The following is a 15,263-nucleotide window of genomic DNA, read 5'->3' as shown; positions in this document are numbered from 1 at the left end:
TAAGGAGGACGGGAGGCGTGTTCCTCCCGCCAGTCATTGGCTTATTTCAGCAGGCGATCGTGATGTTCGGCGCCGCGCAGCATGGCCTGGATCAGCTCATTGGCCTCGAACTTGGTCAGCGCCTCATGGGCTCCCACCTGATGGGCCCGCTCCACACTGATCTCGCTGGAGAGGGAGGTGTGCAGGATGATGTAGGCCCCCGCCAGTTTGCTGTCGCTCTGCACTTCGAAGGCCAGCTCGTAGCCATCGAGCCCCGGCATCTCGATATCGCTCACCAGAATATCGATTGGGGTCTTCTGGCTTGCCCGTGTCTGCATCAGGGTCAGTGCATCCTTGCCATTGGTGCAGACCTCATAGGGGATATTGATGTAGTCGAGGGCGGCCATCAGCTGACGGCGAGCGACCGAAGAGTCATCGACCAGCAGGATCCGCATCGGCTTGATCCGTTCCCGCTGCACATCGGTCAGTACCGGATAGAGGTGGCTCGGATCATCCGGATAGACCCGGGAGAGGATCAGCTCCACATCCAGCAGCTGGATCAGCTGGTCATTGACCCGGGTCACGCCGGTTACGAACACATTGTGACCGAGGGAGGCAGGGGGCGATTCGATATCGCGCCAGTTGCACTCGGTGATTTTATCGATGCCTCGCACCAGAAAGCCCACCAGGGTGCGGCGGCAGTCGGTAATGATGATGAAGCAGTGGGGCATCTCCTCCTTGCTGATGGGGCGATAGCCCACCGCCATCGCCATGTCGATCACCGGAATGGTGGAGCCGCGCATATTGGCGGCCCCCAACACGGTCGGGTGCGAGTGCGGCATTGCCGTCAGCTGGGTGTAGGGCACTATCTCCTTCACCTTGAGGGTACCGATGGCAAAGGATTGTTTGGCTGAAAGGTGAAACAGCAACATGCCCTGGGATTGATTGGCTTTGCTCGTCATGGCAGATGTCCTGTTGGTCGAAACGTTGGCAGTCACTTCAGGCCTCTAGCATAAAGGATTACGGGGGGAATGGCCCTTCCTTGTTAACGACCATCTGGCAAAAAACTGGACTCATTCAGCCAATTTAGTTCGCGCATTCACACCAGCGTCCGGTTATTGATCTCCATCCTCGCCAACGCCCCACTGCTGGCAGGCCGCTTGCAATGCGGCCTCATCGGCATAACCCAGCTTGCTGGCCACCTGCGCGGGCTTGCTGCCGCCCTTGAGCAATCTGAGCGCCTGCAGCAGTTGCCACTGTTGTTGCAATGCAGTCCCTTCCACCGGCGCATCGGCTTGTTGTGCCCACTGTTGCAGAGACTCCTGTTGGTCATTGGCCAGTGCTTGCCAGCAGGCTTGCAGCTCACCGTGACCCTGCTGGCTGATGGCGCACTGTTGCAGCTCATCCAGGATCACCTGCAGTCGCTGACCGTAGGCCCCTTGCCACTCTTTCGGACGTTGCCATCGGGCCAGCGAGTCGAGCAGGGCATCGAGCAGCGGGGTGGCCAGCAGCCAGCCTGCTTGCTGCGGCTGAGCCACGCGCAAAGAGACATTCAGCTGATCGTACTCGCAACCGCTGAGGGGGCTGAAGGCCGCGAGGGCATCGGCGCAGAGCCAGAAGCTGCTGCCTGCCGGCAGCAACAGTTCATGTTGGCCCAGTCTCAGCAGTGCGGCGCCCCGGGTGATCCGCAACAGCTGCCCGACCGGAGTTCGTTTGCGGTTGCCGGCGTGCAGGCCCTGGCAGGAAAAATGGTGATACTCGATGGCGTGATGCATGTAAAAACCCTGATATGATGCTGCCTGGAGGTAACGAATATGGAAACCAGACGTAAAAAACGCTTCATTGCCGGTGCAGTTTGCCCGGCGTGCGGCAAGTTGGACAACATGATGCTGTATCTGGAGCATGGAGTCGAGAAGGTGACCTGCGTCGCCTGTGGCGATACCCAGGTACAAACGCCTGCCGAGGTCGACAAGCAGACTCGCGAGGCGGAAGAGGTGATCGGGGTGTTTCGCCCCTGATAAGGCAACGGCGGGTGGAATGCAGGTCTCCTCGCTGACGCTGTTGCCGTTTTTTTCGTCACTCAGTGGCGCGGCACGGCATATGCGCGGCCCGCTTTTTAGGGTATTCTGAGCCCGTTTTTTTCTATCCGCAGGATCCTGACATGAAAGTAGCTCCTCTGAGCGTGGTTACGCTGGAATACACAGTCACCGACGAGCACGGTGAAGTCATCGACAGCACTGTCGGCAAAGAGCCGCTGGTCTATCTGCACGGCACCCGTTACCTGGTCTCAGGCCTGGAAGCCGAGCTGGAAGGTCGCGCGGTAGGTGAAGCCTTCGAAGTGACTCTGGCACCGAGCCAGGCCTACGGCGAATATGACGAGACACTGGTACAAGAAGTACCGGGCGAGCTGTTCGACGGCATGGAAGTCTCCGAAGGGGATACTTTTGTGGCTGAAACCGATGATGGCCACCGTCCGGTGACCGTGGTTGAAGTGTCTGAAGAGTTCGTCAAGGTGGATGGCAACCATCCGCTGGCAGGCGTAACCCTGGGCTTCAAGGTCGAGATCAAGGACGTGCGCGCTGCCACTGCCGAAGAGCTGGCCCACGGCCACGTTCACGGTGCCGGTGGTTGCGGTCACGATCACGGTCATGACCACGATCACGGCGGCTGCTGTGGTGGTCATGGTCACGACCACGATGAGGATCACGGCCACGGCGGTTGCTGCGGCGGTGCTGGCCACGGTCACGATCATGGCCACGACCACGGTGATGACCATGGTCACGGCGGCTGCTGCGGTGGCGGCGGTTGTGGTGGCAAGGGCCATCACCACTGATCACGGCCACGCCGATGATAAAAAATTTGCCGTAGGAGTCATACCGAGCAATTAATGCTCATTAATTGCCCCTCCTTGGATGATGAAATCCGAAGCCGGTTGTTCTGGCTTCGGATTTTTTTATGTCTGTCAAATAGGCTCGCGGCTTTTCCCAAGCTAACAGGGCTGCTTATTTTTGGTTAATGCTCAACATTATTCCCTCTCGGTTCCGCAATGGGGCTTTTGTGCGGAGCGCAAACGTCATCTGCAAACGAGTCATCAAATCGGTGTCATCATAAGCACAATATGAACAAGTTACTTCATGCCCCAACAGCTGTAGCGAGCCAGCGTCAGTCTCTATTTGGTCTCGTTGTGCCCCATAAAAAAATAGCCAGTCAGGCTTAACTGACTGGCTATTGCCTAGTGACTAACTGATAGGCGCGAAGCCTTACAGCTGCTCGATACCGACGATATGCCAGGGGGCATTGTTCTTGGCCAGATCGCGTTCGAGGTGCCACACCTCTTTGATGTCTTCTTCGACCTGCTCCTGACGGTCCATGTAGCGGCCGCTGAAGCGCACGCTCACCTGAGCCCAGTCGCTGCCATAGTCGGCGCGTACCAGCTGGGTATCCACATACATTACTTCTGTGTGCTGGTCGCCAGTCAGTTCGGCGCGCTCGGCTTTGAGCTGTTCAAACAGCTCGGGGCTGACGTATTCGCGCACTTTTCCCAGATCGTTCTTGTTCCACGCCTCTTGCAGGGTGCGATAGTGATCGCGGGCACCGGCCAGGAAGCTGTTCATGTCAAAGCCTGGCGGCAGGCGGAACGGCACGTCGCTGTCGGCAAAGCCGGTGGCTTGCGGTGCGCTGTTGCTCTGCTCAAACTGCTGCGGGGTCGCGGATTGCGGTGGCTGGTAGCCCGCATAGGCTGCCTGTTGTGGCTGTGGCGTCGCGACCTTGCCCTTGCGCAGGGTACGGATCAGGAAGACGGCACCCAGCGCCAGCAGGGCGATCAGCAGGAAGTCCATTCCTTGCAGACCTTCAAAGGCACCGCTGCCCAGCAGGTAGGCAAACAGGCCACCGGCCAGCAGGCCGCCCAGCAGGCCACCCATCATGCCGCTCTTTTTCGGCGGAGTCTGGGCATTCAGTGTCGGATTCTTGTTGTCGACCGGTTTGGCCGCAGGCTGGGCCGGCGCAGTTTTGTAACTTTTACCAAAGGATTTGCCGCCGCCAAATTTCTTGGCTTCGGCGTGAGGTGCCCCCAGGCCAATGGCCAGGATCACGGCAAACAGGGTCAGCATCTTTTTCATTTTGACTCTTTTCACTCTCGTCTGTGGGTGGGGCATGCTCCGCTTTGGCAAGCTCAGCAAGGCGCATGGCAGGCTGCCTGTCCCTAATTGTGTCGCAGCTTGTATTCATCAATATCACCTCTGGCATGAATTATTCATGAACGAGGTTGCCGCGATAAGGCGTCGAACAAGAGGAGTAAACCGGATGAAAAGCAGAAGATTGAGTCGCAAGGAGCGCAAAATGCGAAGCAAAATCAAAATGGTCAAGGTAGAGCAGACTCTGGTTTGGCCCTTTATGATGGTATGAGCCGCCAGATAGGGCTCGCCGTAGTTGGCTTTCTTTTGTAAAATTCCCGTCCCCTTCCCGCTGCGGTTTTTATGTGTATGGCAGAGCAAGTGACGGCGAAAAAAGACGCCAAGACACAACAGCTGAAAGTTCCTCCCCACTCTTTTGAGGCCGAACAGTCCGTACTGGGCGGCCTGATGCTGGATAACGATGCCTGGGATCGGGTTGCCGAACGGGTGATCGATCAGGATTTCTACAGCCGTCCGCACCGGTTGATCTTCCAGGCCATGACCCGCCTCTCCAACGCGGGCAACCCCATCGACCTCATCACCCTGCAGGAGGAGCTGGAACGCTCCGAACAGCTGGAAGAGGCGGGTGGCTTCGCCTATCTGGTGGAGATCGCCAAGAACACCCCGAGTGCCGCCAACATCAACGCCTACGCCGAAATCGTGCGCGAGCGAGCGGTGGTGCGGGAGATGATCTCGGTCGCCAACGAGATAGTCGAAGCAGGCTACGAGCCACAGGGCCGTACCTCCGGCGATCTGCTGGATCTTGCCGAGAGCAAGGTATTCAAGATTGCCGAGCAGCGCACTAGCGCCAACGAGGGGCCCCAGCCCCTGAAGCTGATCCTCGAGCAGACTGTCGACAAGATTGAAGAGCTGTTCAAGACCCCCCACAACGGGGTGACCGGGGTATCGAGCGGTTACAACGATCTCGACAAGATGACCGCCGGTTTGCAGCGTTCGGACTTGATCATCGTGGCGGCCCGTCCCTCCATGGGCAAGACCACCTTTGCCATGAACCTGTGCGAGCATGCGGCCCTCACCGCCGACAAGCCGGTGCTTATCTTCTCGCTGGAGATGCCCTCCGAGCAGATCATCATGCGTATGCTCGCCTCGGTCGGTCGCATCGATCAGACCAAGGTGCGTACCGGTCAGCTCGACGACGAGGATTGGGCACGCCTCTCCTCCACCATGGGATTGCTGCTGGAAAAGGGCAAGATGTATATCGATGACGCCTCCGGCCTCACTCCGACCGATGTGCGCTCCCGTGCCCGTCGGGTGGCACGCGAGCATGGTGGCCTATCCATGATCATGGTGGACTACCTGCAGCTGATGCGGGTGCCGGCGCTATCTGACAACCGTACCCTGGAGATCGGCGAGATCTCCCGCTCCCTCAAGGCCTTGGCGAAAGAGCTGCAGTGCCCGGTGGTGGCGCTCTCCCAGCTGAACCGAAGCCTGGAACAGCGGGCCGACAAGCGCCCGGTCAACTCGGATCTTCGTGAATCGGGCTCCATCGAGCAGGATGCGGATTTGATCATGTTTATCTATCGTGATGAGGTTTATCACGATGACAGCCCGGACAAGGGGATTGCCGAGATCATTATCGGCAAGCAGCGTAACGGCCCTATCGGCCGGGTGCGCCTCACCTTCCAGGGTCAGTTCTCCCGGTTCGACAACTACGCCGGTCCGGCGTTTGACGACGACTATTGATGTAAACCCAAGGTGATGGCGGTTTCGTCATTACCACGACTGCCCTGATCGACAGCCAGTCATTGGCTGCTGCTCAGGGCCTGTTTTCCCGGTTCGACAATTATGCCGGTCCGGCCTTCGACGACGATAAGTGAGTGGCGGTCTTCTGCCCGATGAGGGGGAGACCATTTGTGCCCTCGTAAGGGAAAACCATGAAAGCGGCTACTGCCCAAATCAACACTGCGGCCTTGCGCCACAACCTCGCCGTGGTCAAGCGCCACGCCCCCGCTTGCAAGATCATCGCTGTGGTCAAGGCCAACGCCTATGGCCACGGACTGCTGCCGGTCGCCCGCACCCTGGTGGATGCGGATGCCTATGCGGTGGCCCGAATCGAAGAGGCGCTGATGCTGCGCTCCTGCGCCGTGGTCAAGCCCATCGTGCTGCTGGAGGGCTTCTTCTCCGCCGACGATCTGCCGGTGCTGGCGGCCAATAACCTGCAGACGGCGGTTCACACCTGGGAGCAGCTCGAAGCGCTGGAGCAAGTCGAGCTGCCAGCGCCCGTGGTGGCCTGGCTCAAGCTCGACACCGGCATGCACCGCCTCGGGGTGCGTGCCGACGAGATGCCCGCCTTTATCGAACGACTCGGCAAGTGCAAGAACGTGGTACAGCCGTTCAACATCATGACCCACTTCAGCCGCTCCGATGAGCTGGAGCAGCCCACCACCCGCGAGCAGATCGACCTCTTCAGCAAGTTGACCGCGCCGCTAGCGGGCGAGCGGGCCATGGCCAACTCGGCGGGCATTCTGGCCTGGCCGGACTCCCACTGCGACTGGGTGCGCCCCGGCGTCATCCTCTATGGCGTGTCGCCCTTCCCCAACACGATAGCGGCCGATTATGACCTGCAGCCGGTGATGACTTTGAAGACCCAGCTGATTGCGGTGCGGGATCACAAGGCGGGCGAGCCGGTGGGTTATGGCGCCAACTGGGTGTCGGATCGCGATACTCGGCTCGGGGTGATCGCCATCGGCTACGGTGACGGTTATCCGCGCATGGCGCCCAATGGCACTTCCGTGCTGATCAACGGCCGCATCGTGCCGCTGGTGGGGCGTGTCTCCATGGATATGAGCACGGTAGATCTTGGGCCCGGCGCAACCGACAAGGCCGGTGACGAGGCGGTACTGTGGGGCGAGGGGCTGCCAGTAGAGCGGGTGGCCGACGAGATTGGCACCATCCCCTACGAGCTCATCACCAAGCTCACCTCCCGCGTCTTTATGGAATACGTCTGATGTGGCAGCAGTGCCTGCTGACTCTGAAGTCCCGTTCACGGGGCTTTCATCTGGTGACTGACGAGCTGGTGGCCAAACTGCCGATGCTGGCGGATTACCGGGTCGGCATGGCGCACCTGCTGCTGCAACACACCTCCGCCTCGCTCACCCTCAACGAGAATTGCGACCCCAGCGTGCGCAGCGATATGGAGGCTCATCTGCACCGGCTGGCGCCGGAGGATGCCCCCTACTATCGCCACACCTATGAGGGGCCGGACGACATGCCCGCCCACATCAAATCCTCCCTGCTCGGGGTGAGCCTGCTACTGCCAGTTCGCGATGGTCAGCTGGCACTTGGCACCTGGCAGGGGATCTGGCTTGGCGAACATCGCGTCGATGGTGGTGCCCGCAAGGTGCTGGTGACCCTGCAGGGTGAGTAATCAGGCTGCAACCAGCTGAAAGATGACGATAAAAAAGAGGGATGGCGCCGAGCCATCCCTCTTTTTTTGCTACGTTGCTGTGAGCCATCTGCCTGCCAGTGGTTCGGCGCTCTTCGTGGCTTAGCCGACCTTGAAGGGGGTCAGCTCGGCCAGCGGGGCGGCGTCCATAAAGGCTTGCGGCTCCTGACCATGTTTGAAGATCTTGAAGTCTTGCTCGCGGGCGCTCCAGTACTCCAGACGTTCGCTGCCGTTTTCTCCGGTGATTTGCAGCAGACTCGCTTCGCGCAGGGCCACCACATATTCGCTCGGGTTGATGGCGCAGAACTCAGCCAGACGCTCGTCGCGGGTCTCGCCCATGTGTCCGCTGATGCTGGCATCCAGATAGTGCGGGTTGATTTGCAGCGGGAACAGGCCCAGCGCGGGCAGCACGGCGGCGTTGCAGACCGGCATGTCGTTGGTGGTGCGGATGCTCGGGGTCGCCACGTTACAACCGGCGCTCCAGCCTACATAGGGGACGCCCCGTTCGCGCACGGCACGCTGGATCGGCACGATCAGGCCGTTTTCATGCAGCATCTGGTTGAGGCGCCAGGTATTGCCGCCGCTGATAAAGATGGCGTCCGCCTGATTGATGGCATCAACCGGGTCATCGAAGTGGTGGATGCTGATGGCATCGACTCCCAGACTCTCCTGCAGCTCGTTGGCACGGGCATCCCAGTCGCTGCGGATCACCGCGTAGGGGATCAGCAGGATGCGCTTGACCTGTTTGCGCGCGAGCAGGCTTTGAACCCGATCCCGGGCCCAGCCGAGCAGACCCGGAAATTCGTTGGCTTTACCGTTGCTAAGCAGAAGCAGTTCCATCAAATCGTTCCTCAAAAAGTGAAAGCGGAGGAGGGAGGGCCACCGGATCCGCCGTGCGGCCGGATGGCAAGAGGAGGCATGCTACCACCATTGGCGAGGTAGTTCTGTGATCGCGAGGCCCATTCAACGGCTATGGAGGAGTTATGGATGGATAACTCAATGCCAACTGGTGGATTAATAAGCAGCGCTCAGCTCGCTGACCATCTCCAATAAAAGACCCCGCCGCAGCGGGGTCATGGCAGGGTTAGTCGAGTTTGAGATCGACCCACACCATGCGGTGATCCGAACTGACTCCCTTGGCGATGCCGAGTTTCGCATCATAGACCAAGTGATAACCGGCCTCGAAGCTGGCAGGCCAGAAGACGCCGCTCTTGACCGCGTTGAGGTTGGCGGAGGGGATGACGTGATCCAGCTGCAGCACGCTGGAGTTGGTGATCCGTTCCGGGTTGGGGCGAGTGAGGTTGCGTTTGCAGTCGACCCCCTTGCTGACACACTCCGGGCCCCCTTCGCTGACCGGGATCAGGGTGCCATTGGTGATGGCCTGATTCATCAGCGGGTTGTTTAGCAAATCCTGAATGGCAGTCAGGTCGCCGTCACCGGTGAGCGGATCGGCGTTGAGATCACCCGCGATAACAAACTTGGCGTTTTTGGCCAGTCCACCCTTGGTGCCCTTGTCATCGGTCATGTAGTTGAGACCCTTGACGTAGTCGTTCCAGAAGGCGATCTCGGCGCGGTTGTGCTTGACGGTGTGACGCGCCGCGTTGGCAAAGATTGGCGGGGTCGGGTGGGAGATCAGGAAGTGGATCACCTCTTCACCCTTCTCGGTCTTGATCCGTACCGGCACATCGGCGTGGTTCTTGGAGGAGAGCGGGTACTGCTGCCAGGCTGCGTCTGAATACCAGGCATCGCCACACTGGCGGCTGGCCGGGATCTTGGCATTGGGGTTGTTGCAGTCATCGATGATGGGATTCTGCTCGCCCGGCATATCCTTCCACTTGAAGTTCTGGAAGGTGCGGATCTGCTTGGTGTCGATGGGGTATTTGGACATCACCGCAAAGGCATACTGGCCGTGGTAGTTGCCAAAGCCCCAGGCATCGTCGGGGCCGCTGTTGACCTTGCCATCCAGATTGAGGTCATAACCGCTCATCAGGCCGGTGTTGGTGGCGAAATTCTGCATCACCGGATAGCTGATGGCCGTCACCTCTGCGTGCTGGGCGTGGGCCAGATAGTTGTCGTTGAAGGCTTTCAGATCGGCGGTGCTCTCGCCTTTGCCGTCGTTGTCGAACTCGTTGAGCAGGAACACATCCGGGCGGGTGCGCTGGATGATCTCCGCCACGTTGCGGATCTGCTGCACGTTCTTGGCTTTGGTTTCCGTGGCGCCGCTCAGGCTCCCTTCCGCGAGGCGGGCCAGCAGGGCATCCTGCTCGGTGCGGGTCAGCGCCAGCTCACCTGTCAACATACCGGCGGCAGTGCGGTCAAAAGAGAGGTTGAAGGTGGCAAAACGAACCATGGGATCAGCTGCCTTTGAGTCGTTGTCGCTGTTGCAGCCAGCCAGTATCCCGAGGGAGATGGCGGCAGCCAGTAGGGTCTTGTTGATATTCTTCATTTTAATTATTCCGTAGCATCAATGAGTTATGCCTTCTGTGAGGCGGCGCCATTATAAGTAGACGGCGATGCTGCGGGGATTTTGCCTGAGTAAAGTGTGAGGATATTCACACCACATATCTGGCGATGATGAATGTTAGCAGGGCGACATGGGGTGTGAAAAACCGATTTATACGCTGCAGTTTTCGGGATGAATAGCGCGCGCTGCCAACCATTACCGTACTCTGAATTTGTCACACCACCATCGGCAGGCCGCTCTCGGGGTGGTGGATCACCTGTGCCGGATAGTCATAGAGACGGGCAATCAGCTCGGGGGTCAGCACCTCGGCAGGCGTGCCATCGGCCATCAGTTTCCCCCGCTCCAGCATCACCAGCCGATCGGCATAGCGCGCCGCCAGATTGAGGTCGTGCAGCACCACCAGCACAGCAGTATTGCGGCTGGCGAGGGCGCGCGCCATGGTGAGCAGCTGATGCTGGTATTTCAGATCCAGCGCCGAGGTGGGTTCGTCGAGCAGCAGCAAGCGGGGTTGCTCGGCCTGCTCGGTCGGAGAGGGGGCCTGCCAAATCTGCGCCAGCACCCGGGCAAACTGCACCCGCTGCCGCTCGCCGCCGGAGAGCCCCGGATAGAGCCGCTTGGCCAGATGCTCGACCCCGGCATGGGTCATGGCCGCAGCCACAATCTCGTCACGCCGCACCGCCGGTTCACTGTGGGGCAAACGCCCCATGGCGACCACTTCTTCGCAGAGAAAGGGGAAGTTGAGTGAGGAGCTTTGCGGTAATACCCCGAGCCGGTGGGCCAGCTGGCTGCTGTCCCACTGCCGGCGATCCGCGCCAAACAGGGTGATGGAACCCTCATATTCCAGCTCGCCGGTCAGGCACTTGAGCAGCGAGCTCTTGCCCGCCCCGTTGGGGCCGAGCAGAGCGGTGAGGGTGCCGCTCTCGAGGTCGAGATTGAGCCCATCCAGGATCTGGCGCTGGCCACGGCGCAGGCTGAGTCGGGTGCAGCTCAACAGGGGGGAGGAGAGTGAGGATGAGAGTGAGGATGAGAGTGGTTGCATAACAGTCCGTATCACAGGGCGCGGCGGCCTTTTATCAGCAGCCAGATGAAGAAGGGAGCGCCGAGCAGGGCGGTGATGATGCCCACCGGCAGCTCGGCCGGGGCCAGCAGGGTGCGTGCCAGCATATCGGCTGCCAGCAGCAGGGCGGCGCCAAGCAGGGCCGAGAGTGGCAGCAACCTGACATGGTTGGGGCCCGCCAGCAGGCGCACCAGATGGGGCACCACCAGCCCAACGAAGCCGATCATCCCCGCTACCGCCACCGCCACCCCGACGCCTGCTGCGGTGAGCAGAATCAGGCGGCGCTTGAGGGATTGCACATTGACCCCAAGATGACGAGCCTCTCCTTCACCCAGCAGCAGGGCGTTGAGGGGATTGGCATCGCGCATAAAGAGCCACAGCAGGGCCGTCAGGGTGAGCAGGGCCAGCGCCACATCGGCCGGTTTGCCTGCCGCCAGCGTTCCCATCTGCCACAGGCTCAGGTTGCGCAGCATCTGATCGTCCGCCAGATAGGTGAGCAGGCCGATCACTGCACCGGAGAGCGCAGTGATGGCGACCCCGGCCAGTAGCATGACGGTGACCGAGGTGCCCCCCTCACGGGTGCCGAGCAGATAGACCAGAGTGGTGGTGAGCGCGCCGCCGAGAAAGGCGAGCAGCGGCAGCAGACCAACCCCGATGGTGGCTTGCAGCTGCTGGCCGAGGGGGGCCAGCAGCACGATGGCGAGCGCCGCACCGAGCGCCGCACCGCCGGAGACACCTATGATGCCGGGGTCAGCCAGGGGGTTGCGAAACAGCCCCTGCATCACGGCGCCACAGAGCCCGAGGATCCCCCCCACTGCGATGCAGAGCAGGGTTCTCGGCAGGCGAATTTCCTGCACGATCAGCAGCTTGTGTGACTCAATCCCGCTCTCCTGCCCGGCAAACAGCGCCCGCAGACTCTCGCCCAGGGTGAGGGTCATGGGGCCGGTTGCCAGCGAACCGAGCAGCAACAGTGCCAGTGCGGCCGTGGTGAAGGCCAGCAGCCAGGAGAGGGGTAACCGCATCATGACCCCTGCTTGATCCACTGGGCGATCTGGTTCGCCTGTTGCAGGGAGTTGAGGCTCAGGCCCCCTTGCAGGGCGTGGCCGTCGATGGCGTGAATGGCGTTGCGCTTGCCAGCCGGGGTGGCGGCCAGGGCGGGCACTTCTGCCAGCACCTTGGCCGGATCGGCATATTGCTGCCAGTCACGACCGCTGACCAGTACCAGATCGGGCTGCATCTCGATGAGGGATTCGGCGGATACCGGCTTGTAGTTGCGCAACTCGGCGACCGGATTGATGCCGCCTGCCAGCGAAATCAGCGCGCTGGCGGTGGTGTCCCCCCCGGCGATGCTGGTGGGTTGCCCCTTGTGCAGCAGCAGGAAAGCGACCTTGAGCGGTTTGTTCTGTTTGGCTTGCGCCGCCAGCTGCTCGGTCTGGGCCTGGATCTCTGCCTTCAGGCGATCGCCAGCGGCTTTATCGCCCAGCAGGCTGGAGAGGGTGTCGATACGCTGGTTGAGGTTGGCGAGAGTCGGCGCGGTATCCAGCACCTCCACCTTGACCCCGGCACGGCGCAGCTGATCCAGGGTCGGGGCCGGCCCCATCTCGTCACTGCCCACAAGTCGGGTGGGGGAGAGGCTCAGGATCCCTTCGGCGGCCAGCGCCCGGTGATAACCCACCTTGGGCAACCCTTTTGGCAAGGGGCTGCTGACATCGGTGGCGATCAGGCTCGATTCACCGCCAAGGGCCAGAATGAGTTCTGTGGTGGCGGGGCCGATACTGACGATACGCTCTTTCTGTCCGTCGGCGGCAACGGCAGAGAAGGGAGAGAGTGAACTGCAGAGCAGGGTGATGGCGAGGGCAAGACGACGGCCCATGCTAACCTCCGAAGGGGTGAATGAAACGGGTGTGCCGCCGAGAATATCAAGGCTTTGGAAAAAATGCACTGATAATGATAGCAATTATCAATTGCATTGGTTTCGGTGCTTTATTAGAGTAGCCGCCATGATAAACAGCGGGACAATATGGTCCCGCAGAGGGAGAAAACATGAGCATTGCACAACGCATTCACGCGCTGCTGGAGCAGGATCCCGGCGCTCATCCGTCCACCCTGGCGGCCCAGCTTGCCATCAGCGAATGGGAGGTGGTTCGCCATCTGCCCGCCGAGCTGGTGACCCTGCTACCCGCCGATCGCGCACAAGGTCTGCTGGAAGATCTGGCCGACTGGGGCCCGGTGACCACCATCGTCGAATCAGAAGGATCCATCTTCGAGGTAAAAGCCCCCTTCCCGAAAGGCAAGGACGCACGCGGCTACTACAACCTGATGGGCCGCGACGGTGAGCTGCATGGTCACCTCAAGCTCGACAACGTGGCGGGGATTGCGCTGGTCAGCAAGCTGTTCATGGGCAAGGAGGGGCACTCCTTCCAGTTCTTCGGTCACTCCGGCCGCTGCATTTTCAAGGTCTATCTGGGTCGCGACGAGAAACGCCAGCTGCTGGCCGATCAGGTCACCCGTTTCATGGCGCTGCGCCACAACTCTCAAGAGGAAGTCAAAGCATGAGTGAACGTCAGGAGCGTCTGCAGAACCGCCTGCAACCGGAGATCCGCGAGTTTCGCGACAGCTGCCGCACCCTGCAGCTCGCCACAGTCGATGGCGAAGGCAACCCCAACGCCAGTTATGCGCCGTTCGTGCTGCAGGAAGATGGCTACTATGTGCTGATCTCCGAGATCGCTCGCCACGCCCGTAACCTGCAACAGGTGCCCCGGGTATCCCTGATGCTGATCGAGGATGAGAGCGGTGCCCGCGAGCTGTTTGCCCGCAAGCGCCTGACCTTCGATGCGGTGGCTGAAGTGGTGGCCCGTGACGACGCCCGCTGGAGCAAGGCGGTGGCGGCGTTGGAGGGGCGTTTTGGCGAGATCATCAAGGGTCTCTCCAACCTCAAGGATTTCAAACTGTTCCGCCTCAAACCGGAACAGGGGCTGTTCGTCAAGGGCTTCGGACAGGCGTTCGCGGTTTCCGGTGACGAGCTGGTGGATTTCGTCCATCTGGTGGAAGGGCACAAGCGCATCGACAACGGTGCCGAGCTAACCAGCCCGGCCGATGCGCCGGTCTGATAATCTCTGTCGACCACTACAGCCGTCATAACAAAACGGGCAGCCAATTGGCTGCCCGTTTTTATTGCGTTATCTCATCCGCCAGTTCAATCCTGCCAGGAGGCCTTGTTGGGAAAAGCGCGACGATCGGCGTCGGTGGCCGTTTCGTTGCACTCTCCCCGCACCTTCCAGGAGGTCTGGCTCAGCACTATGTAGCCCTGGCGGCAATACTGCTTGGTCGCCAGGGTCTCGGTCAGCAGGTTCTCCTGTAACGCCTCCCGCTGCTCCAGCAGCCGCTGGCTCTGGGCCGCCGAGAGGCCGCGCGGCAAGGTGTCGTTGGGCGCGGCTTCAAAGGTGAACCGCTTGCTCCCCTCCTCGTTGATGTGGGTCAGAAACAGGGGGGTCGGCCCGTCATACTTCTGGCCGGGCAAGCTGGAGCAGGCCGACAGCAGGGGAACAATCAACAACAGGGTGGCAGACAACAGGCGCACGACAGACTCCAGTGAGAAACGAGGCGAGGCTCGCAGATTAGCACGGCTGCAGGGCGGGTGTTACTGCCAGCAGCTCGTCGGTGGTGAGCAGGGTCACACTGCGCCCCTCCGGCAGGCTGAGGTGGCGCCACATCCAGTGATGGTGCTCGGTGATCTGGGCCGCGCTCAGGTGGGGGCGATCGGCGGTGGTGTGACCATCGCTCAACACCAGCACCTCGTACCCATGGGAGGCCGCACTGCGCACTGTGGTATCGACGCAAAAATCGGTGGCGCAGCCACAGAGGATCAGTCGATCGACCGGCTGCTCGGCCAGCAGGAAGGCAAGCTCGGTATCGAGAAAGCTGTCACAGGCCGTTTTGCGCACCCGGCTCTCTCCCTTGGCCGGTTGCAGCGCACTGTGCAACTGCCAACCCGGGGTGCCCGGTTCCAGTTCGGTACCGGGGGGCGAGTCATGCTGGATATAGATGACCCGTCCCTGTTGCTGTCTGACATGGGCCGCAGCCCGATTGATATTGGCCAGCACCTGCTCCTGGCGGTAACGGGGCTCGTTGAACAAGCCTTGCTGCACATCGATGATCAGTAACACATCCATATTTTACCCG

17 protein-coding genes are annotated in these 15,263 nt (G+C 60.7%); 7 read left to right on the top strand and 10 right to left on the bottom strand.

Annotated features, from left to right (window positions below; genetic code table 11):
* Positions 1-41: 41 nt before the first annotated feature.
* Together AB5Y71_RS07835 and AB5Y71_RS07830 are read right to left on the bottom strand one after the other, a co-directional pair.
* Positions 42-941 carry a chemotaxis protein gene (locus tag AB5Y71_RS07835; RefSeq protein ID WP_005335289.1) on the bottom strand — a complete coding sequence of 300 codons (900 nt, stop codon included), beginning with the start codon at positions 939-941 and terminating at the stop codon, positions 42-44.
* 153 nt (positions 942-1,094) lie between these two features.
* Positions 1,095-1,754: a hypothetical protein gene (locus AB5Y71_RS07830; RefSeq protein WP_368171332.1), complete on the bottom strand. Its 660-nt coding sequence runs from the start codon at positions 1,752-1,754 to the stop codon at positions 1,095-1,097.
* A gap of 39 nt (positions 1,755-1,793) precedes the next feature.
* Between AB5Y71_RS07830 and AB5Y71_RS07825 the strand changes: the two genes are divergently transcribed.
* On the top strand, positions 1,794-1,997 hold the full coding sequence (locus tag AB5Y71_RS07825; RefSeq protein ID WP_005335287.1) for a YheV family putative zinc ribbon protein: 204 nt from the start codon (positions 1,794-1,796) through the stop codon (positions 1,995-1,997).
* Between the two features lie 143 nt (positions 1,998-2,140).
* A complete protein-coding gene (gene slyD, locus AB5Y71_RS07820; RefSeq protein ID WP_100645229.1) occupies positions 2,141-2,812 on the top strand; it encodes a peptidylprolyl isomerase in 672 nt (223 codons plus the stop codon).
* Between the two features lie 427 nt (positions 2,813-3,239).
* On the opposite strand, the gene AB5Y71_RS07815 is transcribed toward slyD, so the two are convergent.
* Complete coding sequence (locus tag AB5Y71_RS07815) at positions 3,240-4,100, bottom strand: Tim44 domain-containing protein (protein WP_368171331.1); 861 nt, start codon at positions 4,098-4,100, stop codon at positions 3,240-3,242.
* 363 nt (positions 4,101-4,463) lie between these two features.
* On the opposite strand from AB5Y71_RS07815, the gene dnaB reads away from it, so the two are divergent.
* From dnaB to AB5Y71_RS07800, 3 genes are all read left to right on the top strand, one after another.
* The gene (gene dnaB, locus AB5Y71_RS07810) at positions 4,464-5,858 is read left to right on the top strand and encodes a replicative DNA helicase (protein ID WP_026035132.1); all 1,395 of its coding nucleotides are present in this window, start codon (positions 4,464-4,466) and stop codon (positions 5,856-5,858) included.
* 191 nt (positions 5,859-6,049) lie between these two features.
* A complete protein-coding gene (gene alr / locus AB5Y71_RS07805) occupies positions 6,050-7,123 on the top strand; it encodes an alanine racemase (protein WP_064340761.1) in 1,074 nt (357 codons plus the stop codon).
* A complete protein-coding gene (locus tag AB5Y71_RS07800) occupies positions 7,123-7,542 on the top strand; it encodes a secondary thiamine-phosphate synthase enzyme YjbQ (RefSeq protein WP_244776604.1) in 420 nt (139 codons plus the stop codon). Before alr ends, AB5Y71_RS07800 begins: the two co-directional genes overlap by 1 nt.
* A 120-nt stretch (positions 7,543-7,662) precedes the next feature.
* Here AB5Y71_RS07800 and pepE read toward each other — a convergent pair whose 3' ends face one another.
* The 5 genes from pepE to AB5Y71_RS07775 all read right to left on the bottom strand — a co-directional run bounded on the left by pepE (position 7,663) and on the right by AB5Y71_RS07775 (position 12,954).
* Positions 7,663-8,400, bottom strand: coding sequence for a dipeptidase PepE (gene pepE / locus AB5Y71_RS07795; protein WP_368171330.1), 738 nt, complete (start codon positions 8,398-8,400; stop codon positions 7,663-7,665).
* Positions 8,401-8,644: 244 nt separating this feature from the next.
* Positions 8,645-10,006, bottom strand: a complete 1,362-nt coding sequence (locus AB5Y71_RS07790; RefSeq protein WP_368171329.1) for an endonuclease/exonuclease/phosphatase family protein — start codon at positions 10,004-10,006, stop codon at positions 8,645-8,647.
* Between the two features lie 232 nt (positions 10,007-10,238).
* Positions 10,239-11,063, bottom strand: coding sequence for a heme ABC transporter ATP-binding protein (locus AB5Y71_RS07785; RefSeq protein WP_368171328.1), 825 nt, complete (start codon positions 11,061-11,063; stop codon positions 10,239-10,241).
* Between the two features lie 11 nt (positions 11,064-11,074).
* Positions 11,075-12,106, bottom strand: a complete 1,032-nt coding sequence (locus tag AB5Y71_RS07780; RefSeq protein ID WP_368171327.1) for a FecCD family ABC transporter permease — start codon at positions 12,104-12,106, stop codon at positions 11,075-11,077.
* A complete protein-coding gene (locus tag AB5Y71_RS07775; RefSeq protein ID WP_368171326.1) occupies positions 12,103-12,954 on the bottom strand; it encodes a hemin ABC transporter substrate-binding protein in 852 nt (283 codons plus the stop codon). Before AB5Y71_RS07775 ends, AB5Y71_RS07780 begins: the two co-directional genes overlap by 4 nt.
* Positions 12,955-13,124: 170 nt before the next feature.
* Between AB5Y71_RS07775 and hutX the strand changes: the two genes are divergently transcribed.
* Both hutX and hutZ read left to right on the top strand, forming a co-directional pair.
* Positions 13,125-13,637 carry a heme utilization cystosolic carrier protein HutX gene (gene hutX / locus AB5Y71_RS07770; protein WP_005362516.1) on the top strand — a complete coding sequence of 171 codons (513 nt, stop codon included), beginning with the start codon at positions 13,125-13,127 and terminating at the stop codon, positions 13,635-13,637.
* The gene (gene hutZ, locus AB5Y71_RS07765) at positions 13,634-14,191 is read left to right on the top strand and encodes a heme utilization protein HutZ (RefSeq protein WP_005335257.1); all 558 of its coding nucleotides are present in this window, start codon (positions 13,634-13,636) and stop codon (positions 14,189-14,191) included. Before hutX ends, hutZ begins: the two co-directional genes overlap by 4 nt.
* A gap of 86 nt (positions 14,192-14,277) precedes the next feature.
* Here hutZ and AB5Y71_RS07760 read toward each other — a convergent pair whose 3' ends face one another.
* Both AB5Y71_RS07760 and AB5Y71_RS07755 read right to left on the bottom strand, forming a co-directional pair.
* Positions 14,278-14,661 (bottom strand): hypothetical protein, encoded by a 384-nt coding sequence (locus AB5Y71_RS07760; RefSeq protein ID WP_330125659.1) that lies wholly within the window; start codon positions 14,659-14,661, stop codon positions 14,278-14,280.
* Positions 14,662-14,698: 37 nt separating this feature from the next.
* Positions 14,699-15,253 carry a cysteine hydrolase family protein gene (locus AB5Y71_RS07755; RefSeq protein WP_005348211.1) on the bottom strand — a complete coding sequence of 185 codons (555 nt, stop codon included), beginning with the start codon at positions 15,251-15,253 and terminating at the stop codon, positions 14,699-14,701.
* Positions 15,254-15,263 lie beyond the last annotated feature (10 nt).

The organism is Aeromonas sp. R9-2 (genome assembly GCF_040908025.1).
GTDB lineage: Bacteria > Pseudomonadota > Gammaproteobacteria > Enterobacterales > Aeromonadaceae > Aeromonas > Aeromonas veronii.
The sequence above is the reverse complement of the archived record's forward strand: the minus strand, read 5'-3'. Positions and strand labels throughout refer to the sequence as shown.

What these genes read in the sequence shown, in the direction of transcription:
- AB5Y71_RS07755 (WP_005348211.1), bottom strand. Translation starts at nt 15,253, where the DNA reads ATGGATGTGTTACTGATCATCGATGTGCAGCAAGGCTTGTTCAACGAG.
- alr (WP_064340761.1), top strand. Translation starts at nt 6,050, where the DNA reads ATGAAAGCGGCTACTGCCCAAATCAACACTGCGGCCTTGCGCCACAAC.
- AB5Y71_RS07785 (WP_368171328.1), bottom strand. Translation starts at nt 11,063, where the DNA reads ATGCAACCACTCTCATCCTCACTCTCATCCTCACTCTCCTCCCCCCTG.
- hutZ (WP_005335257.1), top strand. Translation starts at nt 13,634, where the DNA reads ATGAGTGAACGTCAGGAGCGTCTGCAGAACCGCCTGCAACCGGAGATC.
- hutX (WP_005362516.1), top strand. Translation starts at nt 13,125, where the DNA reads ATGAGCATTGCACAACGCATTCACGCGCTGCTGGAGCAGGATCCCGGC.
- AB5Y71_RS07815 (WP_368171331.1), bottom strand. Translation starts at nt 4,100, where the DNA reads ATGAAAAAGATGCTGACCCTGTTTGCCGTGATCCTGGCCATTGGCCTG.
- AB5Y71_RS07775 (WP_368171326.1), bottom strand. Translation starts at nt 12,954, where the DNA reads ATGGGCCGTCGTCTTGCCCTCGCCATCACCCTGCTCTGCAGTTCACTC.
- dnaB (WP_026035132.1), top strand. Translation starts at nt 4,464, where the DNA reads ATGGCAGAGCAAGTGACGGCGAAAAAAGACGCCAAGACACAACAGCTG.
- slyD (WP_100645229.1), top strand. Translation starts at nt 2,141, where the DNA reads ATGAAAGTAGCTCCTCTGAGCGTGGTTACGCTGGAATACACAGTCACC.
- pepE (WP_368171330.1), bottom strand. Translation starts at nt 8,400, where the DNA reads ATGGAACTGCTTCTGCTTAGCAACGGTAAAGCCAACGAATTTCCGGGT.
- AB5Y71_RS07780 (WP_368171327.1), bottom strand. Translation starts at nt 12,106, where the DNA reads ATGATGCGGTTACCCCTCTCCTGGCTGCTGGCCTTCACCACGGCCGCA.
- AB5Y71_RS07800 (WP_244776604.1), top strand. Translation starts at nt 7,123, where the DNA reads ATGTGGCAGCAGTGCCTGCTGACTCTGAAGTCCCGTTCACGGGGCTTT.
- AB5Y71_RS07825 (WP_005335287.1), top strand. Translation starts at nt 1,794, where the DNA reads ATGGAAACCAGACGTAAAAAACGCTTCATTGCCGGTGCAGTTTGCCCG.
- AB5Y71_RS07835 (WP_005335289.1), bottom strand. Translation starts at nt 941, where the DNA reads ATGACGAGCAAAGCCAATCAATCCCAGGGCATGTTGCTGTTTCACCTT.
- AB5Y71_RS07790 (WP_368171329.1), bottom strand. Translation starts at nt 10,006, where the DNA reads ATGAAGAATATCAACAAGACCCTACTGGCTGCCGCCATCTCCCTCGGG.
- AB5Y71_RS07830 (WP_368171332.1), bottom strand. Translation starts at nt 1,754, where the DNA reads ATGCATCACGCCATCGAGTATCACCATTTTTCCTGCCAGGGCCTGCAC.